This is a genomic window from Streptomyces sp. NPDC007971 (genome assembly GCF_042958635.1).
GTDB lineage: Bacteria > Actinomycetota > Actinomycetes > Streptomycetales > Streptomycetaceae > Streptomyces.
In genome coordinates this window covers 1-26,568 of record NZ_JBIBJK010000007.1, presented here as the reverse complement: position 1 = coordinate 26,568, position 26,568 = coordinate 1, and the positions used below count along the sequence as shown (strand labels likewise).

Genomic DNA, 26,568 nt, shown 5'->3' with positions numbered 1-26,568 from the left:
CCGGTCAGGCGGTGAACCCGGCCACCCGCACGGCGTGGACCAGGTCCCAGTGGCGCTCCTCCGAGACGCCGAGGGCGGCCTGGAGGAGGAGCGGGACGAGCCGGCCGGGGCCGGCGGCGGCGCTGCGGGCGGCCTCCTCGGGGGTGCGGACGCGGACGTAGGCGTCGAGCAGGGCGCGCACCTCCCTCGCCCGGCCCTCGCCGTCCAGCGCGAGCACGGCGGCGCCGATCTCCGCGGCCGGCCGGGCGACGCCCTGCCGCAGCATCTGCTGCCCGTCCGCGGCCCTGCCGGCCGCCACCAGGGCGTCCGCGGCGGCGACCAGCCGCTCGGCGGGCAGCGAGGCGGCCTCCCACAGCAGTGTGGCCCAGTCGGCGCCGAGCCCGGCGCGGTGCAGACCGTCCGCGAGCAGCGGGAGGCGCGCGGCGGGCCAGTGCGCGATCTCGGCCAGCAGCGCATGCGCCTCGCCGCTGCGCCCCTGGGCCCGCAGCCGCCCGAGACTGTCGACGGCGCCGGCCACGGCCGCCCCCGCCGCGCCGTCCCGCGCCGCGCCGTCCGCCTGCGCGCCGGGGACCGCCCCGGCCACGGACGGCTGTGCCGGTGCGACGGCCTCCCCCGCCCCCGCGAAGCGGGCCCCTCGCGGCGCACGCCGCCCGGCAGGCGCCTGCGGCACGGGCGCGGCAGCGGTCTGCGGTAGGGCGGCCGGTGTCCCCTCGTCCTCGGCCATCCCGGCGAACCGCGCACTGCCCCGGCGACGCCTGCGGGCTCTCGCCGGGGCGCTCGCCTCGGTGGCGGGCGCAACAGCGGCCTCCCGAGTGGGAGATGCGAACTCAGGGGCGGGAGATACGAACTCAGGGGTGGTGGATAGGACCTCGGGGGCGGGGGATGCGGTGGGCTGAGGGGCCTCGGCGGCAGGCCGAGGAGCCTGGGCGGCGGCCGGTGCGGAGAACCACGCCTCGGGGCCGTCCGCGACCGTCCCGGGCCTTTTGTAGATGCCGTCCGCAGACACGCCGGAGCGCCCGCCGGGGCCCTTCACGGACATGCCGCGCCGTCCATCCGAACCCTCCACGGACATGCCGCGCATTCCGTCGTGGCCGGCGGCCGGCGGCTCGCGCAGCGGTAATGCCGTCGTCCTGCGGTCCGACTCCGCCATCCGCCGGCGGAGTTCGGCGCACCGGGCGCTCGCCCTGTCGTGGTCGTCGCGGGCCCAGGCCAGGTCGACGCGGAGGGCGTCGGCCTCCTCGTGGGTGGCCGCCGCCGTGAGCAGACCGCCCAGTTCGGCCTGACGCTCGGCGGCGTACCGCTGCTCGCGGAGCATGACGCCGAGACGGTCGGCGAGGGCGTCCCGGGCTCCGGGCAGGGCGTCGTACGCGCGGACGGCGGCCGTGTGCAGGGGGCGGGCCCTCTCTCCCTCCGCGCCGGCCGCGGCGGGGCCGTACGCCGCCGCCAGGTCCTGCAGCAGCGCCTCCAGTACGTCCCAGGGCGGCACCTCACGCCCGTCGAGACAGGCCTGCATACCTTCCGGGTCGCGCTGCCAGAAGACCCCACACCAGCCTGCGCCCTGATCCAGGCGCCCCAGCAGGGCGTCCAGGTAGTTCGCGAACTCCCTGATCGCACCGGGGAGTTGATCCACCGCCATCGCCCGACTCCCGCCCGACCGCCAGCACTCCGATCGGTAGGCAACACCAGTTGTGTTACGGGCTTGCTACGCACAGTTTTCGAGCAGAGGGCAAGGGGCTCTTGACGGAATCCCGTCCCCTGCGCGCGCCACCCGTCGCCGGGCGCGCCTCAGACGCCCACCGGCGCACACAGGGCGACCAGCTCGTCCATGGACAGCCCGAGCACCCCGGCCAGCGCGGCCACCGTGAAGAAGGCCGGCGTCGGCGCCCGTCCGGTCTCGATCTTGCGGAGCGTCTCGGCCGAGACGCCCGCCTCGGCCGCGACCTCGGCCATGCTCCGCCCGCCGCGGGCCTCGCGCAGCAGTTGCCCGAGCCGTTCGCCGCGTTCGCGCTCTTCGGGAGTGAGAGGGGTCCGCACCATGGCACCCATTCTAATACCGACCCGTCGCACGCACCCCATTCAAATACCGGTATAGTAATTGGCATGGTGGAGATGAAGACGGACGCGTCGGTCGACGCGATGCACGCGGCGGGCCAGGTCGTCGGGCGAGCCCTGACGGCCGTACGAGAGGCCGCCGACGTCGGCGTGGCCCTGCTGGACCTGGACGAGGTCGCACGAGAGGTGCTGCGCGAGGCCGGGGCCTCCTCGCCGTTCCTCGGCTACCGCCCCCCCTTCGCCACGACGGCCTTCCCCGCGGTGATCTGCGCGTCGGTCAACGACGCGATCGTGCACGGCATCCCCACCCGCTACCGCCTGCGCGACGGCGACCTGGTCTCCGTCGACTGCGGCGCCGTCCTGGACGGCTGGGCGGGCGACTCGGCGATCAGCTTCACGGTCGGCCGCCCGCGCCGGGCGGACCTGGACCTGGTCGACGCCGCCGAGCGCGCCCTGGCGGCCGGCATCGAGGCGGCCGTCGTCGGCAACCGCATCGGCGACATCGCGCACGCCGTCGGCCGGGTGTGCCGCACGGCCGGCTACGGCATCCCGTCCGGCTTCGGCGGCCACGGCGTGGGCCGCCGCATGCACGAGGACCCGGACGTCCCCAACGAGGGCCGCCCCGGCCGGGGTCTCCCGTTGCGCCACGGCATGGTCCTGGCGATCGAGCCGATGCTGATCGCGAGCGGCAAGGACGCCTACTACGAGGCGGACGACGGCTGGACCCTGCGCACCGCCGACGGCTCCCGGGCGGCCCACGCGGAGCACACGGTGGCGATCACGGAGAACGGCCCCAGGATCCTGACGGCGCGCGAAACCCCCTGAGGGGCGGGTGGACCGGGCCCCTCGGGGACGCAGGGAGCCAGGACCCCAGGGACGCGGGGAACCGGACGCGCGGCCACGACGAGACCCGCGGCCGGCCTGTGGCACGGGTCCCCGCGCCACAGGCGCCCCGCACATGCCAGCCGCAGGCATCCGTGCCAAGGTGTTAGCAAAGCGCACCAAAGGAACGGAACGCCATGACCAACGGCTATCCTCCTGACCCCTTCGGTGAATTCCTGGGCCGCTATCTCGGCGGAGCCGGCGGCGGAGGCACCGGTCCCCGCCACATCGACATCGGCCGTCTGCTCAGCCAGCCGGCCCGCGAGCTGGTCAGAGGCGCCGCGCGGTACGCCGCCGAGCACGGCAGCCGGGACCTGGACACCGAGCACCTGCTGCGTGCGGCGATCGCCGCCGAGCCGACCCGGAGCCTGCTCAGCCGGGCGGGTACGGACCCGGACTCGCTGGCCACGGAGATCGACGACCGGGCGGGCCCCGTCCAGCACCCGCCGGGCGAGGCGCCGCCGCCGACGTCGCTGTCCCTCACCCCGGCCGTCAAGCGCGCGCTGCTGGACGCGCACGACATGGCACGGGCCAGCGGTGCCGGGTACATCGGCCCGGAGCACGTGCTGAGCGCGCTGGCGGCGAACCCGGACTCGGCGGCCGGGCACATCCTGAACGCGGCCCACTTCCCTGCGGGCGCCCTGCCGCCGGAGGCCCCGGAGGTCACCCAGGCGCGCCCGGAGCGACAGCGGCCCACCGGCACGCCGACCCTCGACAAGTACGGCCGCGATCTGACCGACCTGGCCCGCGAGGGCCGCGTCGACCCGGTCATCGGCCGCGACGAGGAGATCGAGCAGACCATCGAGATCCTGTCCCGGCGCGGGAAGAACAACCCCGTGCTGATCGGCGACGCGGGGGTCGGCAAGACGGCCATCGTCGAGGGGCTCGCGGAGCGGATCGCCGACGGGGACGTGCCGGACATCCTGGCCGGGCGGCGGGTGGTCGCCCTGGACCTGACCGGCGTCGTCGCGGGCACCCGTTACCGGGGCGACTTCGAGGAGCGCCTGAACAACATCGTCGAGGAGATCCGCGCCCACTCGGAGCGCCTGATCGTGTTCATCGACGAGCTGCACACCGTCGTGGGCGCCGGTTCGGGCGGCGAGGGCGGCGCGATGGACGCGAGCAACATCCTCAAGCCCGCGCTCGCCCGGGGCGAGCTGCACATCGTGGGCGCCACCACGCTGGAGGAGTACCGGCGGATCGAGAAGGACGCGGCGCTGGCGCGCCGGTTCCAGCCGATCCTGGTGCCCGAGCCGACGACCGAGGACACCGTCGAGATCCTGCGCGGGCTGCGCGACCGGTACGAAGCCCACCACCAGGTCCGCTACACGGACGAGGCGCTGGTGGCCGCGGTGGAGCTGTCCGACCGCTATCTCACCGACCGCCGGCTGCCGGACAAGGCCATCGACCTGATCGACCAGGCGGGCGCGCGGGTGCGCCTGGGCGCCCGCACCAAGGGCACGGACGTCCGCACGATGGAGCGCGAGACCGAGCAGCTGGTCCGGGACAAGGACCAGGCGGTCGCCGACGAACAGTACGAGCAGGCCACGCAGTTGCGCGACCGGATCGGCGAGCTGAAGCGGCGGATCGCCGAGGCCAGCGGCGGCGACGAGGCCGACGAGGGGCTGAACCTGGAGGTGACGGCGGAGGCCATCGCCGAGGTGGTGTCCCGGCAGACCGGCATCCCGGTCAGCCGTCTGACCCAGGAGGAGAAGGAGCGGCTGCTCGGCCTGGAGGCGCATCTGCACCAGCGGGTGGTCGGCCAGGAGCAGGCGGTCGCCGTGGTCGCCGAGGCCGTGCTACGCTCCCGCGCCGGGCTCTCCAGCCCCGACCGCCCCATCGGCAGCTTCCTCTTCCTCGGCCCGACGGGCGTCGGCAAGACCGAGCTGGCCCGGGCGCTGGCCGAGGCCCTGTTCGGCAGCGAGGACCGGATGGTCCGGCTCGACATGAGCGAGTACCAGGAGCGGCACACGGTCTCCCGGCTGATCGGCGCCCCGCCCGGGTACGTCGGTCACGAGGAGGCCGGGCAGCTCACCGAGGTGGTGCGCAGGCACCCGTACTCGCTGCTGCTCCTCGACGAGGTGGAGAAGGCCCACCCGGACGTCTTCAACATCCTCCTGCAGGTCCTGGACGACGGCCGGCTCACCGACTCCCAGGGCCGCACGGTGGACTTCACCAACACGGTCATCGTGATGACCAGCAACCTGGGCTCCGAGGCGATCACCCGGCGCGGTGCCGGGATCGGCTTCGGGCCGGGCGGTGCGGACGCCGACGAGGAGGCGCGGCGCGAGCAGATCCTGCGGCCGCTGCGCGAGCACTTCCGGCCGGAGTTCCTGAACCGGATCGACGAGGTCGTGGTCTTCCGGCAGCTGACGAGCGAGCAACTGCGGCAGATCACCGATCTGTTGCTGGAGCACACCCGCCGGCTGCTGGACGGGCAGGGCGTCGGCGTCGAGTTCACGGACGCAGCCGTGGACTGGATCGCCGAGCACGGCTACCAGCCCGAGTACGGTGCCCGCCCGCTGCGCCGCACCATCCAGCGGGAGGTCGACAACCAGCTGTCCCGGCTGCTGCTGGACGGCACGATCTCCCACGGCGGCCGGGTCAGGGTGGACGTGCAGGGCGGGCGGCTGGACTTCCGTGCGCAGGCGGCCGATGCGGCCGCCCGCCCGGACGAGACCAGGCCGCCCGCTCCGCGGGACTGACGGTCAGGGCGCCGGATCCACCACCATCGCCGAGCCGCCGCCACGCCGTACCTTCTCGGCGGCGGCCAGCCACTTGCCGCCGGGCAGCCTCTGCACGCCGGTCGCCGCGCCGATCTCGGGGTTGAGCGAGAAGGAGTGCCCGATGGCCTCCAGCTTGCCTCTCAGCTCGCTGTTGTAGAGGGCGGGTTCCAGCTCGGTCTTCGCCGCGTTGCGCTGGCTGGCGCGCGGTGCGGCGATGGCGTCGACCAGCGGCAGATGCCGGTCGAGGAACCCGGTCAGGGTCTGCAGGACGGTGGTGATGATGGTCGCGCCGCCGGGCGAGCCGAGCGCCACCACGGGCCTGTCGTGCCGGTCGAGGACGATGGTCGGCGAGATGGACGAGCGCGGCCGCTTGCCCGGTCCCGGCAGGTTCGGGTCGTGCACGGCCGGGCTGGCCGGGGTGAAGGAGAAGTCGGTCAGCTCGTTGTTGAGCAGGAAGCCCCGGCCGGGCACGGTGATGCCGCTGCCGCCGGTCTGCTCGATGGTGAGCGTGTAGGAGACGACGTTGCCCCACTTGTCGGCCACGGTGAGGTGGGTGGTGTTCTCGCCCTCGTACGTGGTCGGGGCGGCCTTGCCGCCGGTGGCGCAGGCGGCGGGGCGGCGCGGGTCGCCGGGTGCGAGCGGGCTGGTGAGCACCGCGTCGTCCGCGATCAGGCAGGCCCGCGAGTCCGCGAACCGCTGTGAGAGCAGCTGCTTCGTCGGTACGTCCTCGAAGGCGGGGTCGCCGACCCAGCGCCCGCGGTCGGCGAAGGCGATCCGGCTGGCCTCGATGTAGTGGTGCAGGTACTGCACCTCGCTCGCCTTCGAAAGGTCGCTGTTCTCCAGGATGTTGAGCGCCTCGCCGACCGTGGTGCCGCCCGAGGAGGAGGGCGCGATGGAGTACACCTGCAGACCGCGGTACGAGGTCTGCGTGGGGCTCTGGAGCTTGGCGCGGTAGGCGGCCAGGTCCTTCTCGGAGAGCCTGCCGGGGCGGGCGTTCCAGCCGGAACCGGGATCCACCGGCGGCTTGTTCACCGTGTCGACGATGTCCTGGCCGAGGTCGCCGTGGTAGATCGCGCCGACGCCCTTGCCGGCCAGCTCCTGGTAGGTCCGGGCCAGGTCGGGGTTCTTGAAGGTGGAGCCGACGGCCGGGAGCCGGCCGCCCGGCAGGAACAGCGCGGCGGTGTCCGGGAAGTAGCGGAACCGGGTCTCGTTGGACGCGGTCTGCGAGCGGAAGGTGTCGTCCACCGTGAAGCCGTCGCGGGCGATGCGCTCGGCCGGTTTCAGGACCGTACCGAGGCTCCTGCTGCCCCACTGGTCCAGTGCCCTCTGCCAGGTGGCGGGCGTGCCCGGCGTGCCGACGCTCAGGCCGCTGCTGACCGCGTCGGCGAAGGCGAGCGGTTTGCCGTTCTCCACGAAGAGGTGCGAGTCGGCGGTCAGCGGCGCGGTCTCGCGGCCGTCGACGGTGTGCACCGTACGGGACTTGGCGTCGTAGTAGACGAAGTAGCCGCCTCCGCCGATGCCGGCCGAGTAGGGCTCGGTGACGCCGAGCGCGGCCGCGGTGGCGACGGCCGCGTCGACCGCGTTGCCGCCCTTCTTGAGCACCTCGATGCCGGCGGCCGAGGCGTCCGCGTCGACGCTCGCCACGGCGCCGCCGTATCCGACGGCCACCGGAACCTTCGTGGGTGTCTTGCTCGTGGCGGTGTGGGGCGCCGCCGCCCCTACCGAAACCATGGCGGCCGAGACCGCCAGAACCGCCAGTTTCCGCGTGCCAGGACGACCCATCCGAACCTCCCGTCGGGACAGTCCGCGCAGCCTAACGAGATTGCCGTCACCCCGACAGTACGCCTGGAGCGTCCGTCGCACGAACATCACGGATCGAACGCCGGTGCGTATCCGTTGATCGGGCCCGCTAGCATGCGCGGCCATGAACGACGACGTGCGCAATATCGTCCTGGGCGTCATAGCGGCCGGCATCAGTGCCGCGCTCGGCTGGCTCGCCCGCACCTGTCTGTGGAGGCGCAAGCTGCGGCGCAAGCAGGACTTCTTCGGCCTGCCGGAGAACTCCGAGTCCCTGCTCGTGGTCAACCGCGACCCGGCCACCTCCGAGCCGGCCGTGCACCGCTTCGACGTCTTCGCGCTGCTGGAACTCTCCGCGCTGATCAAGGACTGCGGAGCCCACATGCAGATGGTCACGCAGGACGCGCCGCAGCAGGGGTTCGGCGAGCGCACCGAGTTCTGCTTGGGCGGCCCGGCGTCGAACCGCCGGATGGCGGCCCACATGGCCGCCATGCTGCCGGGCGTACGCATGAACGTCGACGCCGAACCCGGCCCGGACCGGGGCGCCTTCCAGATCGGCGGCGAGCGGTACCGCATGGAGCCGGGGGTCACCGAGTACGTGCTGCTGGCGCGCCTGACCGCGGGCCGGCAGACCCGCCCGGTGTTCCTCTTCTGCGGGCAGCGGGCCATCACCAACCAGGCCGCCACCCGCTATCTCGCCCGCAACCACGAGCGGCTGAGCCGCAAGCACGGCACCGGCTCCTTCGTGCTGCTGCTGAAGGTGGTGAACTCCCAGGCGTACGGCCCCGACCTCGTCGAGCTGGTCGGGGATGTGACGAGGGCGGCGCAGGCACCCCTTCCGGCGACGGAGACGGCGCGCACCTCGCACCGGGCGTCGTAGCGTTCAACAATCTTTACCGGCACGTAACTTACCGACGGGTTACTTACGGTAAGCCTGGCCGGTTACCGTCGGGTCACTTTGTACTTACACGAGTGAGGAGTGACCCATGGGACGCGGTCGCACCAGCTTGCGCACCTCGGCCGTCGGCGCCGTGTGCGCGGCGCTGATCGCCGGAACCGTCGTCGGCCTGGCTCCGGCCGCCCAAGCCGCGCCGTCCGTCCGCTTCGTGGACATCACCGGCGACGGCGGCACCGTACTGAAGGCGAACGTCGTCGCGCCCGCGGACGCCGACGGCTCGCACCGCTACCCGCTCGTGGTGCTGCCCACGAGCTGGGGCCTGCCGCAGGTGGAGTATCTCGCCCAGGCGCAGAAGCTCGCCGACTCCGGCTATGTGGTACTCACCTACAACGTGCGCGGCTTCTGGCAGTCGTGCGGCCAGATAGAAGTCGCGGGTCCGCCCGACATAGCGGACGCATCCAAGGTCATCGACTGGGCACTGGCCAACACCCCTGCGGACCCGCAGCACATCGGCATGGCGGGCGTCTCCTACGGCGCCGGCATCAGCCTCCTCGCCGCCGCCCACGACAAGCGGATCAAGGCCGTGGCCGCGCTCAGCGGCTGGGCCGACCTGATCGCCTCCATCTACTCGGGCCGCACCCAGCACGTCCAGGCGGCCGCCGTACTGGACGGCGCGGGCACCCTCACCGGCCGCGAGAGCCCCGAACTGCGCGAGATCTTCGACAACCTGTACTCGTCCAACCTGGACAAGGAACAGGAGATGATCGACTGGGGCAAGAAGCGCTCGGCCGCGACCTACATCGACCAGCTGAACAGGAACGGCGCCGCGGTCCTGCTCGCCAACGCCTGGGGCGACACGGTCTTCCCGGCCAACCAGTACGCCGACTTCTACGAGAAGCTCACCGTCCCCAAGCGGCTGGAGCTGCGCCCCGGCGACCACGCGACCGCCGAGATGACCGGCCTGTTCGGGCTGCCCAACGACGTGTGGACGGACACCGGCCGCTGGCTCGACCACTACCTCAAGGGCGCCGACAACGGCATCGACCGCGAACAGCCCGTCCAGCTGAAGTCCCGTAGCGCGGGGGGATACGAGGGCTACCCGGACTGGAAGTCGGTCGGTGCGACCCGCCGGAAGGTCGAGCTGGCGGGCTCCACCACGATCCACGCGAACATCGACTCCGGCGCGGACGGCGGGATCGTCTTCCTCTCCAGCATCCTGGACCAGGTCGCCCAGCTGCCGCCCGTCGCCTCGATCCCGCTGCTTCCGCGGCGCTGGGCGGCCGTGTGGCAGTCGGAGCGGTACGGCACGGCCCAGCAGGTGCGCGGAACGGCCTCGCTGCACACCACGCTCACCCCGACCAAGGAGAGCGGCACCCTCGTCGCCTACCTCTACGACGTGGGCCCGCTCGGATTCGGCAAGCTGGTCACCAACGCGCCCTACACCTGGCACGGGCGGACGCCCGGCGAGCCGTTCGACGTGGACCTGGACCTGTTCTCCACGGCCTACGACGTCCCCGCCGGGCACCGCCTCGCGCTGGTGGTCGACACGGTCGACCCGTTGTACATCGAGCACAACCCGTCCGGCGCGCAGCTGACCTTCTCCTCGCCCTCGGACGACCCGTCGTACGTGTCCGTCCCCGTGCGCGAGCAGTGATCTCCGGCTGCCGCCGGACGAGCCTGGCCCGTGTGAACTGCCACCCCCCTACGGTCTCGGGGCCGTGGGGGGCACCCCACCCGGCAGCAGCGTCCCAGGGTCGGCCGCGGCGAGAACCACGGCTTCGGTCTTGGGACTGCGCTGCTCACGGCGGGACACCCAGCCGGCGAACCACGAGAGCAGCATGCACATCCCGATGTAGATCGGCGAGATCACCATCACCACGGGGATGAAGGGCAAATCGTAGTCGAGGTTCGACGCGATGAGCTTCCCGGCGTGGAGGAACTCCTCGTAGGTGATGAGATAGCCGAGGGAGGTGTCCTTCAGGGCCACCACCAACTGGCTGATGATGGCGGGCAGCATGGCCCGTACGGCCTGCGGTACGAGGACGTGCGCCATCACCTGGGTCTTGCGCATGCCGAGCGCGAACGCCGCCTCCTGCTGGCCGCGTTCGACGGCGTTCACGCCGGAGCGGAAGACCTCGGCGAGCACCGAGCCGTTGTAGAGGGTGAGCCCGGCGACGAGTGCGGTCAGCGGCTGTGCCTTCAGCGCCACGAAGATGAAGAAGATCATCACCAGCACGGGCATGGCACGGAAGAACTCCACGACGACGGTGGCGAGCAGGCGCACCGGCCGGTGGTCCGAGAGCCTTCCGGTCGCCAGCAGCCCGCCGAGGGCCAGCGAGCAGACGGCCGCGATCGAGAACGCCTTGAGGGTGTTGCCGAGGCCGCGCAGGAGCAGTTCCTGGATGCCCTTGTAGGCGAAGGGCCTCCACTTGGTGGAGGCGAACTGGCCGGTGTCGAGGAGGAGATACAGGATCCAGGCGGCCAGCGCGAGAAGGACGACGGTGGACAGCACCCCGTAGGCCCTGTGGCGTCGCCTGGTGGCGGGCCCCGGGATGTCGTACAGCGCGCTCGCTGCCCCGCTCACCGGGCAAGCCCCCACGTCCGTTCCAGCAGATGGAACAGGGCGCTGATGCCGAGCGTGATGATCAGGTAGCCGACAGCGATCCAGACGAAGGTCCACACGATGTTGTAGCCGAGTTCGTTGATGGTCTTGTAGGTGCCGAGCAGTTCGGTGACGCTGAACGCGCCCGCGATCGCCGAGTTCTTGGCGAGCGCGATGAGCGTGGAGCCGACCGGCGGGATCACCGACCGGAACGCCTGCGGCAGCACCACCAGGGACAGGGTCTGGCGGAAGTTCATGCCGAGGCTGCGGGCGGCCTCGCCCTGCCCGGTGGGAACGGTGTTGATGCCGGAGCGCAGCACCTCGCAGATGAACGCGGAGGTGTAGCAGCCGAGGGCGAGGACCGCGAACACCTCGAAGGGCAGCACGAGTCCGAACCGGGGCAGTCCGAGGAGAACCGCGAAGAACAACAGGGTCAGCGGTGTGTTGCGCAGGACCGTGACCCACGCGGTGCCGAAGAGGCGCAGGGAGGCGAGGGGCGCGACCCGGAAGGCCGCCGTCACGAAACCGAGCACCAGCGCCAGCAGGGAGGAGTAGACGGTCAGTCGGACCGTGCCGAGGAACCCCTCCCAGTAGGTCGAGAGGTTGTCTTTCAGTACGTTCATGCCGTCCTCGCTCAGCTCGCCGGGTAGCGGTCGATCGCGGGCGGGTGGGGTGCGGGCACGCCGGACAGGCCGAGCGTCGCCTCGTAGGCCTTCTTCCAGTCGCCGTTCTTCTCGCGTGCCTCCAGTGCGTCGTCGAGGGCGAAGCGCAGGGCGTTGTCGCCGCGCGGGACGCCGATGCCGTACGGCTCCTTCGAGAAGGGCTTGCCGACGACCTTGAGTTCGTCCGGCGCCTTGGCCGCGTAGCCGATGAGGATGGCGTCGTCGGTGGTGACCGCGTCGACCTGGTAGGTGAGCAGGTTGTCGACGCACACGGAGTAGGTGTCGTAGGCGACCGGGATCGCCTTCGGATAGTCGGCTCTGATGCGCTGGTAGGGCGTCGAACCGGCCGCCGAGCAGACGCGTTTGCCGTCGAGGTCCTGCGGTCCGTGGATGTCCTTCTCGTCCTTGCGGACGAGCAGGGACTGGCCGGCCATGTAGTAGGGGCCGGCGAAGCCGACGAGCTTCTTGCGGTTGTCGTTGATGGTGTAGGTGCCGACGTAGTAGTCGATCTGGCCGTTCTGCAGGGCGGTTTCGCGGTTGGCGGAGGCGATGGTCCTGAAGCGGATCGTCTTCGGGTCGAAGCCGAGGGAGGCCGACATCATTCTGGCGATCTCGATGTCGAAGCCGGAGTAGGCGCCGGTCGCCGGGTCCTTCTCGCCGAGGTAGGGCTGGTCCTCCTTGGCGCCGACGACGAGGTGTCCGCGCTTCTTCGCGCGCGTCCAGGTAGGGGAGCCGGGCAGGCTGAAGTCCTTGGCCACCTGGTAGACGGGGAGCCTGTCGGTCGCCGGGCCCTTGCCGGGCGGGCTGCCTTCCCTGCCGCAGGCGGCGGCGAGCAGCGCGACCGCCCCGAGGAGGGCACGCAGGGCGTGGCGGGTGCGGGGCACACGGGTGGTACGGGACATGGGTCGCACTCCCCCGGTCAGTGCTTGAGGATCTTGGAGAGGAAGTCCTTGGCGCGTACGCTGCGCGGGTTGGTGAAGAACTCCTCCGGGCTGCGGTCCTCGACGATCCGGCCGTCGGCCATGAAGACGACCCGGTTGGCGGCGGAGCGGGCGAAGCCCATCTCATGGGTGACGACGACCATGGTCATGCCCTCGCGGGCCAGCTGCCGCATGACCTCCAGCACCTCGTTGATCATCTCGGGGTCGAGGGCGGAGGTGGGCTCGTCGAACAGCAGGGCCTTGGGCTCCATGGCGAGGGCGCGGGCGATGGCCACGCGCTGCTGCTGGCCGCCGGAGAGCTGTGCCGGGTACTTGCCGGCCTGGTTCAGCAGGCCGACCCGGTCCAGGAGTTCCCGGGAGCGGCGGTCGGCCTCCTCCCTCCCGCGTCTTCGGACCTTGACCTGGGCGAGGGAGACGTTCTGCAGGACGGTCTTGTGGGCGAAGAGGTTGAAGGACTGGAAGACCATGCCGACCTCGGCACGGAGCCGGGCGAGGGCCCTTCCCTCCTCGGGCAGTGGCTGCCCGTCCAGCCTGATCGTCCCGGAGTGGATGGTCTCCAGCCGGTTGATCGTCCTGCACAGCGTCGACTTTCCCGATCCGGACGGGCCGATGACCACGACCACCTCACCCCTGGCGACGGTGAGGTCGATGTCCTGCAGGACATGCAGGTCTCCGTAGTACTTGTTGACGTCACGCAGCTCGATCAACGGATCGACGGCCATCCGCAGCCCTACTCACTCTCTGCCGTGTCGTGGTTGCCGCAAACTATCCAGACGCGACCGGGCTTGAGGGACGACACGCACTTTTCGGGCAATAGCCGTATTTATCGCGCCTTTATCTGTCGAGACATCAGGCCTCCGCGACCTCCGCATACAGCTGCGACAGCTCGGGGACACCGCTCGCGGCCCACGCCCGGCCGGGCTCCACGACCTCGACCTCGCGGCCGGAGGCCAGCCGCACGACGGGCTCGCCGTCGGACCGGATCCTCCAGAGGGCGCCGGGTACGGTGCGTACGACGACCGTGCCCAGGTACAGCCCGGCGTCGTTGCCCAGCCAGGGCAGGGTCTCCGCGTCGTCGCGCCAGCGCGGCACCAGCTGGTCCAGGGCCTCCAGGGAGGCCGGTGTGTCGTCGAGCCGGACGCCGGCCCGGGCCGCCTGCGAGCGCAGCAGTTCGCACTCGGACAGGAGCCCGGCGATCCCCTCGGGGTCGGCCGGGAGCTCCCCCGCACCCGAACGGGCTCGTGCGGGGGCACCCCCCTCGTCACCGCTCTTCTTGTGCCGGTGGCCCAGGAACGGAATGTTCATGGACCCAGCGTGGCATCACACGTCGAGGTCGACCACCACCGGAGCGTGATCGGATGCGCCCTTGCCCTTGCGCTCCTCGCGGTCGACGTAGGCGTCCTTGACGGCCCCCGCGAACGGCGCGTTGCCGTACACCAGGTCGATGCGCATGCCGCGGTTCTTCGGGAAGCAGAGCTGGCGGTAGTCCCAGTACGTGAACGGGTGGTCGTACTTCAGGGGCCGCGGGACGACGTCGGTCAGGCCCGTCTCGCGCAGGGAGGTGAGCGCGGCGCGCTCGGCGGGGGTTACGTGGGTGAGGCCCTCGAAGGCGGCCACGTCGTAGACGTCGTCGTCCGTCGGCGCCACGTTGTAGTCGCCCAGGACCGCGAAGGGGCGGCTGCCGGACGCGTCGGCGGCGACGGCGGCCTTCAGGGCATCGAACCACTGGAGCTTGTAGGCGTAGTGCGGGTGGTCCACTTCGCGGCCGTTGGGCACGTACACCGACCAGACGCGGACCGGGCCGCAGGTCGCCGAGACGGCGCGCGGCTCCGTCGCGCCGTCGTAGCCCGGGTCGCCGGGCAGGCCCTTGACGATGTCCTCCAGGCCGACGCGGGAGATCACCGCCACGCCGTTCCACCGGCCGGTCGCGTGGACCGCCGACTCGTAGCCCAGCTCGCGCAGCTGGTCCACCGGGAACTGCTCCTCGGCGACCTTGGCCTCCTGGAGGCAGAGCACGTCGGTGCCGCTGCTCTCCAGCCAGGCGAGCAGTCTCGGGAGGCGGGCGGTGATCGAGTTCACGTTCCAGGTGGCGATGCGCATGCTTCACAACCTACCCGGCGGGTGTGACAACCCGGCTCCGGCTCAGAGCTCCGCCGTCCCTCCGGGGGCGAGCCGCAGGTGGTCCGTGCCGCCCAGGGCGCCGATCTGGCGGTCGTAGATCGGGCGGGCCAGGTCGGTGAGCAGCGCGTCGTGGACGTCGTAGGCACGCTGCGGCGCGACCTCGCGGACGTAGTCGATGACCTCGGCGATCTTGTTCCAGGGTGCCATCACCGGAAGCATCAGGGTCTCCACCGGGTGGTCCGGGACGGTGAGGGCGTCGCCGGGGTGGAAGACCCTGCCGCCGTCGATCAGGTAACCGACGTTGGTGATGCGCGGGATGTCCGGATGGATCACCGCGTGCAGCTCGCCGTGGACCTGGACGTCGAACCCCGCGGCCGTGAAGGTGTCGCCGTGGCCCACGGTGTGCACGCGGCCGGGGAAGGCGGCCGTGATCTGCTCCGCGACGGACTTCAGGGTCCAGATCTCGGCGGCCGGGTTCGCCTCCAGCGCGGCCCGCAGCCGTCCCTCGTCGAAGTGGTCCGGGTGCTCGTGCGTGACCAGGATCGCGTCCGCGCCGACCGCCGCGTCCTGCTCGCTGAACCCTCCGGGGTCGATGACGAGCGTCCGGCCGTCCTTGCCGAGGCGGACGCAGGCGTGGGACTTCTTGGTGAGCTTCATGTCTCCCCATCCTGCCGCCTGCGGCCGCCCGGGAGTGTCACCCGGCGGGTGTGGTCTCCTCGCGGATGACCTGCTGGGCGACCTCGAACGCACTGCTCGCCGCGGGGACACCGCAGTACACGGCGGCCTGGAGCAGCACTTCCCTGATCTCGTCCGGGGTGAGGCCGTTGCGCAGCCCGGCGCGGGTGTGGGAGGCCAGCTGGTCCAGGTGGCCTCCGGCGACCAGCGCGGTGAGCGTGACACAGCTGCGGGTACGGCGGTCCAGCCCCGGCCGGTCCCAGATCTCTCCCCAGGCGTAGCGGGTGACGAACTCCTGGAAGTCGCCGGAGAAGTCGTCCGCCCGGGCCAGGGCCCGGTCGACGTGCGCGTCGCCCAGCACCTCGCGGCGGATCTTCAGCCCGGTCTCGTACCGGTCCTGCGGGCCGGGAGGCCGGGGCGGCACGACGGCCGGGGCGATCTCGGCTACGGGCAGCACCTGCGGCGGCGGGGCGAGGGCCGGGTTCACGGGCACGGCCGGCAGAGCCGTCTGGCCTGTGTCGAAGGGCTGCTGCCAGGCGGTGGAGAAGTGCCGCACCAGCAGGTCGGTCACGGCGGCCGGCTGCTCGACCGGCACCAGGTGGGAGGCGCCGGGCACGACCGCGAGCCGCGCATCCGGTATCCCGGCGACCAGGGTGCGGGCCTCGGCCGGGCCGGTGACCTGGTCGTCGGAGCCGACCAGCACCAGGGTCGGCACGCCCACCCGGCCCAGCTCGGGCCGGACGTCGAATCCGGCGAGGGCCTCGCAGGCGGCTATGTAGCAGCCCGGGTCGGTGGTGCGCACCATCTGCACCGCCCACTCGGTGATCGCGGGCTGGGCGGCGGCAAAACCGCCTGTGAACCAGCGGTCGGGGGCGGTACGGGCGATCGGGTCGAGGCCGTTGGTCCGGACGATCACCCCGCGCTGGCGGAACTCGTCGGCGGTGCCGAACCGGGGCGAGGCGGCGACCAGGGCGAGCGAGGCGAGGCGCTCCGGGTGACGCAGTGCCAGTTCGATGCCGATCGCGCCGCCCAGCGCGCAGCCGGCGTAACCGAAGCGCTGGATGCCGAGCGCGTCCAGCGTGGCCAGCAGCCGGGCCGACAGTTCGGCGACCGCGCCGCCGGGGTGGGCGGGGGCGCCGCCGTGCCCCGGCAGGTCGAACCGGAAGATGCGCCACAACTTCGACAGTTCGGGGACCTGGCGGTCCCACATGTGCCAGGTCGTGCCCAGTGAGGGACCCAGGATCAGGACGGGGGCGTCCTCCGGCCCGTCGAGGCGGTATTGCAGGGTGTTCGGTGGTGTCTCGCTCACCCGCCCGAGCCTCTCATCTGTCACGAGATGTCACATCGCCGGGGTGAACCTAGCGGACCTTAGCCCTCTCGCGTCGGCAGGTCCGGAGCCGGAACCCTTGGGCGTCCAGGTATGTGTTCTCCGGCGTGTACTCATGACCGCGTCGACAGCGGACCCTGCGGGCGCGTTCCCGGTAGGAGACTTGGCCGTAGCCGGATGGGCCCTCCCGGTCATGGCTATCGGTCGACAAGCGGCAGCCGCACTCCGAATCCGCCTCAATCCTGTTGGCCATACGGCTCGGCAAGTCGCTCGGCTGGTGGAACGCGTGGCTCACGCTTGCCCCTCCGCCGCACCTCCGTGCAGGCCGTCCCATGTGGTGGCGGCTCCGCGGAGGTCCTCTACATCCGGCTTGATATACCACCTCTTGGTCGTCTTTACGTTCGTATGCCCGGCCCATCGCGCGAGGATGTGGTCCGGCACGCCGTTGTTGGCCAGGAAGGTGAAGCACGACGAGCGGGCGTCGTAGAGCCTGACACGACGGAGGCCGAGAAGCTCCATAAGTCGGTACGCACGCCGACGAAGTTGCTTGATCGTGAAGGCTTCTCCGGTCTCGTGCACCAGCACATAGCCGGACACCACGTACGCCTCCCCCAGAGCGAGCCTCTCCTCGGCCTGGAGAGCCCTGAATGCCTTGAGGGCGGCCAGCACCGGAGTCGGCAGCGGCAAATCCCGCTCGCCCGCAAGAGACTTGGTGTCCTTCTCCACCACGTACCGGTTGCCCATCATCGTGCGCGTATTGGCAATGACGATGGTGGCGTTTTCCAAGTCAACATCTTCCCAACGAAGGCCGCAGACTTCAGCTGGTCGGAGCCCCATTAGAGAAAGCAGAAGCGCAGCGTAGAGGCGTTCTCCCCTGATGCCATGGATGAACTTCTGAACCTCCTGGACGTTCCAGGGCTGCACCTCTTCCTTATTCTTCCGTTCCTCGTCGTCATCCCCGAGCACCTGCGCGGATACACCGCTGTGCTGAACCGGGTGCTTACGCTTCCCGGTTTCAGGGTCGACCCCGACGTCGACAACAAACCGGTATCTAACCTTCCCCTTCGAGTTCGGAGGAAGTTTCTTGATGGGATCGGACAGAATGCTCACTCTCCTTGAATGCATGGGAAATATCTACACTGCGCCGCCTCCGCCAATAGGGGTCTAGGCGAATGGGCTACACCGTCCGCTACGGCTCCACCGCCCCGGTTCGGGCGGGCTGACCTGCGGTGGCGGATGCGGGACTACGTCCGTGGCCTGCTGGCGCCGGTGGGCCGCAAGAACGGCTGGCAACTGGCCGAGTACGCAGGACATCGCGACCCTGCTGGGCTGCAGCATCTGTTGAACGGTGCCCGCTGGGACGCCGATGCCGTTCGAGACGACCTGAGGCAGTACGTCGGCGAACGGCTGGGTCCGGGCGGAGTGCTGATCATCGATGACACCGGATTCATCAAGAAGGGCACCACGTCGGCCGGAGTGTCGAGACAGTACACCGGCACGTCCGGAAAGATCGACAACTGCCAGATCGGAGTCTTCGCGGCCTACGCCACCGACCATGGCAGAGCCCTGGTCGACCGCGAGCTCTACCTGCCCAAGTGCTGGACCAAGGATCGAGAACGGTGCCGGGAAGCGAAGATCCCCGACGAGCGCACTTTCGCGACCAAGGGCGAGCTGGCCAGGGGCCTGGTCCTCCGCTGCATCGCCGCGGGTCTGCCCGCTGCCTGGGTGACCGCCGATGAGGCTTACGGACAGGACTGGTCCTTCCGCCGCCTGCTCGAGCAACTCGACGTCGGCTATGTCGTGGCGGTGCCGAAGTCCCAGCAGATCAAGTCCCTGGCCGGCATCTGGCGCATCGACCAGCTCATCGAGGAAGCACCCGACGACGCCTGGCAGCGGCTGTCCTGCGGTGACGGGGCCAAGGGCCCACGTGTCTATGACTGGGCCGCGGCCAAACTGCCCGCCAACATCATCTTCGACCCGGACCCACCCACCCATGACCGCTGGGTGATGGCCCGACGCAGCCTGTCCGACCCCAGCGAGCTCGCCTACTACCTCGCCTACGCACCCGTCGGCGTCGAGATCGCCGAACTGGCCCGCGTCGCCGGCTCACGCTGGGCCGTCGAGGAATGTTTCCAGGCCGCGAAGAACCAATGCGGCCTGGACGAATACGAAGTCCGACGCTACGTGGGCTGGTACCGCCACATCACCCTGTCCATGCTCGCCCACGCCTTCCTCGCAGTCCTCGCAGCCCGGGCCCAGGACACCGCAAAGGGGGCGGCAGAAACGACACCACCAGCCTCATCCCCCTCACCGTGGCAGAGATCCGGCGCCTGCTGGACACTCTCCTGCCCCACCCCAGACCCCACCAGGACCGACGACTCCACACACTGAACTGGTCCCACTGGCGCAGACACCACCAAGCCATCGCCCGCCGCTGCCACTACCGAAGAAGAACCAGCTCAGGACACGATTTCTGACTGGAGTACTAAGCACCTACGCGTTTCGGCATGGCGCGTATACCTGTGCTAGCGGCACCTTCCTGACGCACGTTCGCATTTTTTCGGCAACAAATCGCTTGCAATTTACGACGATCGTTCGGACGTCCGGAAGCCAGCCGACGCGGTAGGTGCCGCGTCGTTCGTACCACTACCCAGCCGCTCCTCAGATGTATGCCTGCAAGGACTTACGACTCGCTCCATCGAACTCGCTGCCCGTCAACGAATCCGCGACTCTGCAATCGAGGACGGGATACGGCCTGGCGTTCTTCGGGAGCCACCCGGCAGCGCCCGCCGCCTACCCCAGTGCCCCGTCGCTTGCACGATCACCCCACGCGACGCATCGAACACGCGGGAGGCGGACATCGAACAGGCATACACATTGGAGTGAGGCGATCAACGCACCTCCGATGGAAAGAAGCAGAGGCCATTAGGCCGTGTATCGAAAGCATGGACGGGCCGGACAATGTGACGTTCAGGTCCGGCCCGTCCGTCCGCTGTTAGAGGTCGAGTTGGTACTGATGTGTCGTGTGCGTGGGCGAGTAGCCGAGACTGTCGTTGATCTGTCTCATGTGCGTGTTGCTGTCGGCGGTGTCGGTCAGGAGGCCGCCAAGGTTCGGATAGCGCCCATGGGCGTGTCGGATCGACTCGGCCTTCATCCATCGGCCAAGGCCGTGTCCACGGTGCTCGGGCAGCACGCCGGTGCCGTAGTGCTGGGCGTCACCTGTGCCGTTGCCGGGGACGACCAGCTCGGTGAAGCCGGCGATCGAGTCGTCGGAGGTGTCGACGGCGGCGACGGTGTGTAGGTGGTCGCCGCGCTGTTCGACGGCCTTCGCCGCGGCACGGACCCGGTCCACGTCCCAGGCGACGATGCCGTAGTCGGTGTCGTCCATGGGCATGTCGTCCATGGCGCGACGTGAGGCGGCGAACGTCTCGGCGAGGTCGTCGGGCACGGTTCCGTGCCATGACGTCAGCCGGTACCCGGGGTGCGGGCGCTCGATGATGCGGGCGAGGGCGCTGGTGTCCGCGTCGGCCAGCGGCAAGCGGGAGAACCTCAGCGTGAGGACCTTCCGGAAGTCGTGCGCGGGCAGGAAGTGGTCGCCCGGCGATCCGGCCTCGGCCTGTGCGATGACGCAGCGGCGGACGTCGTCCCGGGCGGCGGCCACGGCGGCGTCGAGGAGCTGCGAGCCGATGTGCCGGCGTCGCTCCGCCGGATGGACCTGGAGGGTCAGTTCGGCCAGATGTTCCTGTTCGGGGCTGTTGAACAGGCGCAGAAAGGCGGTTCCGATGGGGATGGAATCGGCGTCAGACGCCAACCATGCAAGTCGCTGGCTGTTCGCGCCGTGAGCGGGGTCGGTCAGCGGGGTGATACGAGACGACAAGGTGTCTCCGTCGTGAGGAAGTGGCAAAGGTCAGTACGCGGACTCAACACCTGGGCACTCCTGCGCATGTGCTCCACACCTCCTCGTCGACAGCGCCGGTCCCGAACAACATCGGGCGGCTGGGAGAACTTAGCTGGCCATCGGCTCCTCGGCAAAGGGTTAACGAAAGACCGGTGCGAGGTGCGGTCACAGCCATTCGTTGATGGCCGCGACCAGCACGGTTGCCTCGTAGCGGACCGCCAGCTTGTCGTACCTCGTGGCCACGGCCCGATGGCGCTTGAGGCGATTGATGCCGCACTCGACCGCGTGCCGGCACCGATAGTCGACCTTGTCGAACTTCGGCGGACGGCCGCCGCGCGAGCCGCGCTTCTTCCGGTGGAGGGCCTGGTCGGCCTTGTCCGGGATGGTGCAGCGAATGCCGCGTTTGCGCAGGTAGGTGCGGTTCTTGCGGGAGGCGTACGCCTTGTCAGCGCGTACTCGATCGGGACGGACACGCGGCCGGCCCGGCCCGATGCGGGGTACGCGGACCTTCTCCAGCACGGGTTCGAACTGCGGAGAGTCCCCGCGCTGCCCGGCCGTCACCACGATCGACATGGGCTTCTGACCCTGCTCGACTGCCAGATGGAGCTTGGTGGTGAATCCACCGCGCGAGCGTCCCAGGCCATGATCAGCAGGCTCGGTGAAGAGGCCGCCCGGCGGTTCCTTCTGCAGGTCACCCTGCTTCCGTGCCCCAGCCGCATGCTGATGGGCGCGGCACACCGTGGAGTCGACGCTCAGGTCCCACACGATCGCACCCCGCGCATCGGCCAGGGCTTGGAGCTGAGTGAGGACCCGGTGCCAGGTGCCGTCCCGCTGCCATCGGCGGAACAGATCGTAGATTCGACCCCACGGCCCGTACTCGATGGGCACGTCCCGCCATGGAACCCCTGTCCGGATCCGGAACCGTATCCCGTCGATCAGATGCCGCCGGGACCAGACGGGCGGCCGCCCCGCCCTCGTCCCCTTCGGCAGCAACGGCTCCAACATCGCCCACTGTTCGTCCGTGAGATCTCCCCGCGCCATGAACCGTGATCATTCATCGCCTAAGATCGACTTTCGACATCGGCCTAGGCGGACTTGGCCGTCGCCCGGACGCCGAAGTGGACGTACCGGCTGCCGTCGGCGAGGGCGTAGAACACGACGGGTATCCAGGCGTCCTTCTCGTTGCGGCGGCCGGCGAACACCGTCTTCGCCGGCGTGTGCGAGACCGGGGTCAGGTGCCAGACCAGCGGGTCGAAGGTGCCCGCCAGCCCGTCCGCGCCCTCGTACCTCAGCCGCAGTGTCCCCGGGCCGCCGTCGCCGTCGGCGATGGTCATGAGGAAGCCCTCGCGCTTGTAGCTGCCGAGGAACGGCTCCGTCTCCACGGCCAGGGGTTCGGTGGCCGGCGCGAACCCGGGCATGGTGACCCCGGCGAGTTCGGCGCAGAGCTCGCGGCAGAGCGTCTCGAAGACCTTGGGCGCGGCGCCGCCGCCGTTGGTCAGCAGGGCGATGGCGAGGCCCTTCTCCGGGATGGCGCGCAGGTAGGCGAGCTGGCCGAAGGTGCTGCCGTCGTGGCCGAAGCCGCGCGCGCCGTCCCACTCGAACAGGCCCCAGCCCAGGCCCCAGTGGGCGCCGAGGAACCACTGGTCGGGCATCTCGACCTCGCGGGTCAGCATCGCGTCGACCACGGCGGCCGGCAGCACCCGGGTGCCGTCCGGCGCGGCGCCACCGTCCACGAAGGCCCGGGCGAACCGGGCCACGTCGGCGGCGGTCGCGCTGATCCCGCCGTACGGGCCGGCCGAGCGCGGCAGCATGTTCCAGAGGGGGGTCGGGACGGGGGTCTCGCCCGGCTCGCCCATGTGCCCCATGGCGGCGCGGAAGCGCAGCACCTCCTCGGGCAGGGTCATGGTGTGCTCCAGGCCGAGCGGGGCGAGGAGCAGCTCCTTGAGCGCCTCGTCCCAGGTCTGGCCGGTGACCACCTCGACGATCCGGCCGAGGACGTTGTAGGCGGTGCTGGAGTACGACATGGTGACGCCGGGCGGGTTGGTCAGGCCGACGGTCCGCGCGCCCTCGATGTAGCGGGCCAGGCAGTCGTCGCCCCGGCCGGTGTCGTTGACGTAGTCGCCCTCAATGCCGCTGGTGTGGTTGAGCAGTTGACGCGGCGTGATGGTCCGGGTGGCCCCGGCGTCGGCGACCGCGAAGTCCGGCAGGACGTCCGCGACCGGCGCATCGAGGTCCAGCTTCCCGGCGTCGGCGAGCAGGACCACCATGGCCGCGGTGTAGCCCTTGCTGACGGAGCCGATCTGGAACACGGAGTCCGGGGTCACCGTGACGCCGGTGCCGGTGTGCAGGACGCCGGCGGCCACTTCGTGGATCTCGCCGTCGGCGAGCACGGCCAGGGCGGCGCCGGGGACGTGGTGAGCGGCGAGGAGCTCGCCGAGCCGGGCCTGCCAGCGGGCGGTGTCGAACGCCGGGGCGCCGTCGCTCACGCCCAGCGCACGGTTGACCGTACGGGCCACGTCGCGGTCGGTCTGTTCCAGGATCTTGGCCACCTCCTGGTCGACGAGCTTCGACACTTCCCGGCGCAGGTTTTCCGACATGCTGTCTCCCTCGTGGTCACGGTGCAATGGCGCGAGTGGGGTGGGGCGGGGGCCTGTCGGCTAGTCGGCGCTGCGGGTCCGCCGGCCGACGAGCCCGGTCAGCGAGGCGACCGTCGTGCGCGGCGGCTGCCGGAGGTCGCGGTCCGGGTGCAGGACGGTGCGGAACACGGCCCAGGCGAGTGCGCCGAGGGCGAAGCCGTAGCCGGAGACCAGCCCGTGCCCGTTCTCCTGCGCGAACCACATCGCCAGCCCGAGCACCGGCACGCCGAGCGCGAGCAGCCGGTTCTTGCGGACGGCCTTGCCGCGGCTCGCGGCCTCGTCGTCGGAGCCCTGCTCCGCACCCTGGCCGGCAGCCTTGCCGGAGTTCTCGTCGGCGCCGCCGCGCAGCAGCAGGGCCGCGGCCAGCGTCGCGCCCAGGAAGTAGGTGGCGCCGGAGCTGCCGGCGAAGTTGCGGGGGTCGGTGCTGTGGGAGGTCTGGCCCCACAGCTTGTCGATCTGCTCCGGCAGCAGGATGCCCGCGGCGAACAGGCCGAGCGTCAGCGGTGCACCCCAGAACCAGTCGGCGAAGGCCGCGACGGCGGCAAGAGTGGCGATGTTCCAGGCGGCCCCGCCGAAGCCGCCGTTCTGCATGAAGACCGAGGTGACCACGCGCCACCAGCCGGACTCCGACGGGTCCGCGTCGAGCGCGCCCATCGCCCCCGACCAGCAGAGCTGGAGAGCCACCCCGGCGAGCGCGAGCCCGGTCAGGCCGACGGCCGCCCAGGGGATCCGCCGCCGACCCAGTGTGCTCTGGCCGACCAGGGCCAGACCGCCGTTGAACATCAGCACCATCAGTGCCGCCGTGGTCACGTTGAACAGCAGGATGTCCATCGTCACCGCCCCCTCCGAGCCGTGTGCAATTTTGCTGATCATGACATTAGCGCCACAGGGGGAACTTTCAAACAGTGTTTGAAAGTTAGCGCCGGTCGCTAGACTGCGGCCGTGAAGCTGACCGCAGACCTGATCATCGACGCGGGGATGGCGGTGTTCGCCCAGACCGGCTACCACGGCTTCTCCGTGCGCCAGGTCGCGGACCGGCTCGACGTGCACGCCGGCAGCCTCTACTACCACGTGCCCAGCAAGGCCGCGCTGCTCCAGCTGATGGCCGACCGGGTGGCCCGGCAGGCGTACGAGGCCGGCACCGCCGCCCTGGCCAGCCTGCCCGCGCAGGCAGGCTGGCCGGCGCGGGTCACGGCGCAGGCCGTCGCCCTGCGGCAGAGCATCCGGCAGCACCCCGGCGGGGCGATCATGCTCGCCGGCAGCCCGAAGACCCTCAGCCCCGGCGCGCTCTCGCTGATGGAACGGCTGCTCGCCACCCTCGCCGAGGCCGGCGTGCCCCCGGAGCACTGCGGCACCGCCGCCGACACCGTGCTCAGCCACGTCACCGGCTACGTGCTCCAGGAACAGAGCGATCCACCCGCGGTGCCGGTCACCGCCGAGGACGTCGCCGCCCTCCACCAAAGCTTCCCCTGGACGGTGGCCGCCGCGGCCGCGCACGAGCCGGACGAGAAGTTCACCCGCAGCCTCGACCTGCTCTGCGCCGGCATCGAGACGCTGATCCGGCCACCGTCCGAGGGGCCGCCGTCCGAAGGAGCGCCGGCCGAAGAACCGGACGGGGGGAGCCAGCGGTGATTTGTCAGAGGACGTGTAGTTAGTGGGTAGTTGCGGTTTATGCGTCCGGCCAAGTGGGGGTGGTTTCGCCGGTTGCGCGTTTGGCGAGGGTGGAGACCGCTGCGAGGCGGATCATGCTCTCGGAGTGTTCGGGTTTGGTTTCGTAGTCGCGGGCGCGTCGGCGGTGCATCATGATCCATCCGAGACTTCGTTCCACGACCCATCGCCCGGGCAGGACGGAGTAGCCCTTGATCTGGGCATTGCGGGGGACGACGTCGACATCGATGCCGAGTCTCGCACCCCCACATGATCATCGAGGCCGTGCCTGCGCTGCTTCACAGGTTCGCCAAGGGACATGACGTCACGTCACACGCGAACCGGACCAATCGCAATCACGCAAGGACCCATGGGGCACGCTCCCTCGCCTCGGGTGCATCCGCGCCCGTGAAGGCCACAGCCCTCGTCTGCCGTGTACGTCACCCGCCCTCTGCTTCATCGGGCGGTCAGAATCGTGAGGACGCCACAAGAGAAATACTGGGCATTACAGGCACCGGCATGTGAATCTCACCCGGCCCACGACGATGGGCTGTACTCTCCACTGCTTCCGGAGCTTCTACGCCTCACCGTTCGAAGCCGCCGCGGCCCCGGTCAGGAGCAGAGTCACCAACCGCGTGAGCCGGGGGCGAACTCGGAGGCAACTTCGCCACATGGGGCTGCCCCCATGAGCCCCCCGTTATGTTTTCCGCGGTCCTGCAAGAGGACCGCTGGCCTCCGGGCCCGGCATGGCTGGTCCCCCCTGTCGAACCGATGACCTGGGGGGTGGTGCCACCGGGCCCGAGAGGCGCCGTTGGAGACGCTGACGAGAGGTCCGACTACCGCCTGGCCCGGTGCAATGCCCGGCCGCTTGCGGGCGGCAGGTCTGCATAACGTGGATGCGCACATACGACGCCAACGCTCTGGCCAGCACCGCACAAACCCCGTTCGGGAGGATGGGTTGGACGACATCGACGACGTGGGCGTCTTCCTCGGTCTGGACGTCGGCAAGAGCGCCCATCACGGGCACGGACTCACCCCGGCCGGCAAGAAAGTCTTCGACAAGCAGCTGCCCAACAGCGAGCCGAAACTGCGGGCCGTCTTCGACAAGCTGGCCGCAAAGTTCGGCACCGTATTGGTGATCGTGGACCAGCCCGCCTCCATCGGAGCCCTGCCCCTGACCGTCGCCCGGGACGCCGGCTGCAAGGTCGCCTAATCCCCGCGTAAGGACGGAACGGGCCAGTGCTGGAACTCCGGACTGTTCGAACAGCAGGGCCGCCGTGCCTGGGCACACCCGGACATTCGGAGTCTCAGCAGAGAGCGGCGGGCAGCCCTGCGGCTTGTGGTGACGGCCTGGTGGGCGCCGAGCGGATGCCTGAATCACGCCGGGCTTTGACGCCTCACTGTAGACCGCGCGGCGTTCGGCGCCTTTTCGGCCGTCACCACAGTGCGGATGTTGATGTTCGTCGGACCTGGGCGCATGCCTCAAGGTCGCCTGGCCACGATGCCTACAGATAGATCGGCGCCGCCCAGGCCCGTCGAGCGTCAACACCTACACCTAGATCGCTCGTTGGTGTTGGTGGTGCGAGCCCGCTGCATGGTGACCTCTTGCGAAGCCCGAGCCGTCTGAGTTCCCGGATAGACCGAGGCCCGTGGGGTGAGCTGGTGCCACGAACGGCTACTGAGGTGGCGGACCGGCACTTGTGC

At 70.3% G+C, this 26,568-nt stretch carries 21 protein-coding genes and 3 pseudogenes; 7 read left to right on the top strand and 17 right to left on the bottom strand.

Features of this window, described 5'->3' with window-relative positions; all coding sequences use genetic code 11:
- Window positions 1–4: 4 nt before the first annotated feature.
- Together ACFZCP_RS16005 and ACFZCP_RS16000 are read right to left on the bottom strand one after the other, a co-directional pair.
- Window positions 5–1,636: a hypothetical protein gene (locus ACFZCP_RS16005; RefSeq protein WP_391427635.1), complete on the bottom strand. Its 1,632-nt coding sequence runs from the start codon at window positions 1,634–1,636 to the stop codon at window positions 5–7.
- A 149-nt stretch (window positions 1,637–1,785) separates the two neighbouring features.
- Window positions 1,786–2,037, bottom strand: a complete 252-nt coding sequence (locus ACFZCP_RS16000) for a helix-turn-helix transcriptional regulator (RefSeq protein ID WP_362683182.1) — start codon at window positions 2,035–2,037, stop codon at window positions 1,786–1,788.
- 63 nt (window positions 2,038–2,100) lie between these two features.
- Here ACFZCP_RS16000 and map point away from each other — a divergent pair, with 63 nt between their 5' ends.
- Complete coding sequence (gene map / locus ACFZCP_RS15995) at window positions 2,101–2,877, top strand: type I methionyl aminopeptidase (protein WP_391427634.1); 777 nt, start codon at window positions 2,101–2,103, stop codon at window positions 2,875–2,877.
- 194 nt (window positions 2,878–3,071) lie between these two features.
- Window positions 3,072–5,639, top strand: a complete 2,568-nt coding sequence (locus ACFZCP_RS15990; RefSeq protein WP_391427633.1) for an AAA family ATPase — start codon at window positions 3,072–3,074, stop codon at window positions 5,637–5,639.
- Between the two features lie 3 nt (window positions 5,640–5,642).
- On the opposite strand, the gene ggt is transcribed toward ACFZCP_RS15990, so the two are convergent.
- Window positions 5,643–7,442 carry a gamma-glutamyltransferase gene (gene ggt / locus ACFZCP_RS15985; RefSeq protein WP_391427632.1) on the bottom strand — a complete coding sequence of 600 codons (1,800 nt, stop codon included), beginning with the start codon at window positions 7,440–7,442 and terminating at the stop codon, window positions 5,643–5,645.
- 142 nt (window positions 7,443–7,584) lie between these two features.
- Between ggt and ACFZCP_RS15980 the strand changes: the two genes are divergently transcribed.
- Window positions 7,585–8,337 carry a hypothetical protein gene (locus ACFZCP_RS15980; protein WP_391427631.1) on the top strand — a complete coding sequence of 251 codons (753 nt, stop codon included), beginning with the start codon at window positions 7,585–7,587 and terminating at the stop codon, window positions 8,335–8,337.
- Window positions 8,338–8,443: 106 nt separating this feature from the next.
- Window positions 8,444–10,009 (top strand): alpha/beta fold hydrolase, encoded by a 1,566-nt coding sequence (locus ACFZCP_RS15975; RefSeq protein ID WP_391427630.1) that lies wholly within the window; start codon window positions 8,444–8,446, stop codon window positions 10,007–10,009.
- Window positions 10,010–10,057: 48 nt separating this feature from the next.
- On the opposite strand, the gene ACFZCP_RS15970 is transcribed toward ACFZCP_RS15975, so the two are convergent.
- From ACFZCP_RS15970 to ACFZCP_RS15930, 9 genes are all read right to left on the bottom strand, one after another.
- Window positions 10,058–10,939: an amino acid ABC transporter permease gene (locus ACFZCP_RS15970; protein ID WP_362683200.1), complete on the bottom strand. Its 882-nt coding sequence runs from the start codon at window positions 10,937–10,939 to the stop codon at window positions 10,058–10,060.
- Window positions 10,936–11,580, bottom strand: coding sequence for an ABC transporter permease subunit (locus ACFZCP_RS15965; RefSeq protein ID WP_391427629.1), 645 nt, complete (start codon window positions 11,578–11,580; stop codon window positions 10,936–10,938). Before ACFZCP_RS15965 ends, ACFZCP_RS15970 begins: the two co-directional genes overlap by 4 nt.
- Before the next feature lie 11 nt (window positions 11,581–11,591).
- Entirely contained in the window at window positions 11,592–12,521 is a 930-nt protein-coding gene (locus ACFZCP_RS15960; RefSeq protein WP_391427628.1) for a transporter substrate-binding domain-containing protein, read from the bottom strand.
- A gap of 17 nt (window positions 12,522–12,538) precedes the next feature.
- Window positions 12,539–13,282, bottom strand: a complete 744-nt coding sequence (locus tag ACFZCP_RS15955) for an ATP-binding cassette domain-containing protein (RefSeq protein WP_391427627.1) — start codon at window positions 13,280–13,282, stop codon at window positions 12,539–12,541.
- A gap of 127 nt (window positions 13,283–13,409) precedes the next feature.
- A complete protein-coding gene (locus ACFZCP_RS15950) occupies window positions 13,410–13,865 on the bottom strand; it encodes a DUF6278 family protein (RefSeq protein ID WP_391427626.1) in 456 nt (151 codons plus the stop codon).
- A gap of 15 nt (window positions 13,866–13,880) precedes the next feature.
- Window positions 13,881–14,660 (bottom strand): exodeoxyribonuclease III, encoded by a 780-nt coding sequence (locus tag ACFZCP_RS15945; RefSeq protein WP_362683215.1) that lies wholly within the window; start codon window positions 14,658–14,660, stop codon window positions 13,881–13,883.
- Window positions 14,661–14,702: 42 nt separating this feature from the next.
- Window positions 14,703–15,338 (bottom strand): MBL fold metallo-hydrolase, encoded by a 636-nt coding sequence (locus ACFZCP_RS15940; protein ID WP_362683218.1) that lies wholly within the window; start codon window positions 15,336–15,338, stop codon window positions 14,703–14,705.
- Between the two features lie 37 nt (window positions 15,339–15,375).
- Complete coding sequence (gene pcaC, locus ACFZCP_RS15935; protein WP_391427625.1) at window positions 15,376–16,665, bottom strand: 4-carboxymuconolactone decarboxylase; 1,290 nt, start codon at window positions 16,663–16,665, stop codon at window positions 15,376–15,378.
- A 309-nt stretch (window positions 16,666–16,974) separates the two neighbouring features.
- Window positions 16,975–17,793, bottom strand: coding sequence for a tyrosine-type recombinase/integrase (locus ACFZCP_RS15930; RefSeq protein ID WP_391427624.1), 819 nt, complete (start codon window positions 17,791–17,793; stop codon window positions 16,975–16,977).
- A 126-nt stretch (window positions 17,794–17,919) separates the two neighbouring features.
- Between ACFZCP_RS15930 and ACFZCP_RS15925 the strand changes: the two are divergent.
- Window positions 17,920–19,160 (top strand): annotated as a pseudogene (locus ACFZCP_RS15925) (IS701 family transposase).
- Window positions 19,161–19,678: 518 nt separating this feature from the next.
- On the opposite strand, the gene ACFZCP_RS15920 reads toward ACFZCP_RS15925, so the two are convergent.
- The 4 genes from ACFZCP_RS15920 to ACFZCP_RS15905 all read right to left on the bottom strand — a co-directional run bounded on the left by ACFZCP_RS15920 (window position 19,679) and on the right by ACFZCP_RS15905 (window position 24,090).
- Window positions 19,679–20,560: a GNAT family N-acetyltransferase gene (locus ACFZCP_RS15920; RefSeq protein WP_391427623.1), complete on the bottom strand. Its 882-nt coding sequence runs from the start codon at window positions 20,558–20,560 to the stop codon at window positions 19,679–19,681.
- Between the two features lie 186 nt (window positions 20,561–20,746).
- Window positions 20,747–21,622 carry an IS5 family transposase gene (locus tag ACFZCP_RS15915; RefSeq protein ID WP_391427622.1) on the bottom strand — a complete coding sequence of 292 codons (876 nt, stop codon included), beginning with the start codon at window positions 21,620–21,622 and terminating at the stop codon, window positions 20,747–20,749.
- A gap of 44 nt (window positions 21,623–21,666) precedes the next feature.
- Window positions 21,667–23,178, bottom strand: a complete 1,512-nt coding sequence (locus ACFZCP_RS15910; protein WP_391427621.1) for a serine hydrolase — start codon at window positions 23,176–23,178, stop codon at window positions 21,667–21,669.
- A 60-nt stretch (window positions 23,179–23,238) separates the two neighbouring features.
- On the bottom strand, window positions 23,239–24,090 hold the full coding sequence (locus ACFZCP_RS15905) for a hypothetical protein (RefSeq protein ID WP_391427620.1): 852 nt from the start codon (window positions 24,088–24,090) through the stop codon (window positions 23,239–23,241).
- 69 nt (window positions 24,091–24,159) lie between these two features.
- Here ACFZCP_RS15905 and ACFZCP_RS15900 point away from each other — a divergent pair, with 69 nt between their 5' ends.
- On the top strand, window positions 24,160–24,849 hold the full coding sequence (locus tag ACFZCP_RS15900) for a TetR/AcrR family transcriptional regulator C-terminal domain-containing protein (RefSeq protein WP_391427619.1): 690 nt from the start codon (window positions 24,160–24,162) through the stop codon (window positions 24,847–24,849).
- Between the two features lie 37 nt (window positions 24,850–24,886).
- Here the strand turns inward: ACFZCP_RS15900 and ACFZCP_RS15895 are convergent.
- Window positions 24,887–25,129 (bottom strand): annotated as a pseudogene (locus ACFZCP_RS15895) (IS5/IS1182 family transposase); the annotation flags it as partial.
- Between the two features lie 693 nt (window positions 25,130–25,822).
- On the opposite strand from ACFZCP_RS15895, the pseudogene ACFZCP_RS15890 reads away from it, so the two are divergent.
- A pseudogene (locus tag ACFZCP_RS15890) lies at window positions 25,823–26,074 on the top strand (transposase); the annotation flags it as partial.
- Window positions 26,075–26,568: the final 494 nt, after the last annotated feature.